The organism is Herbaspirillum sp. WGmk3, from assembly GCF_023952535.1.
GTDB lineage: Bacteria > Pseudomonadota > Gammaproteobacteria > Burkholderiales > Burkholderiaceae_D > Herbaspirillum > Herbaspirillum huttiense.
In genome coordinates this window covers 1-252 of sequence record NZ_JAKYWT010000119.1, presented here as the reverse complement: position 1 = coordinate 252, position 252 = coordinate 1, and the positions used below count along the sequence as shown (strand labels likewise).

The window sequence follows — 252 nt, the reverse complement described above, 5'->3', positions numbered from 1 at the left end:
CGCCTCAAAGAAGTCATCACGCGGGAACTCAGCAATCGTGCGAACAACCGCCTTTCCGCTATGAGAGTTAGCGCGGTAGCCAGACAGCGCGAGGATACGAGACGCCTTAGCCCTCAAGACCGGAATATGGGCCACAGACTCCGTGTACGCCGCGGACCCCAGCAGGCCAAGGAACCGGTGCTCAGCAACGACGGCGCCGTGCTCGTCACGAATCCTTACCCCGATGTAATCGCGGTAACCATTGCGTTGTAC

The 252-nt window shown here is 59.5% G+C and carries 1 protein-coding gene; it reads right to left on the bottom strand.

Features of this window, described 5'->3' with window-relative positions:
• A partial coding sequence (locus tag MKD49_RS26635) for a hypothetical protein (RefSeq protein WP_371925522.1) occupies nt 1-252 on the bottom strand: 252 nt, incomplete at both ends.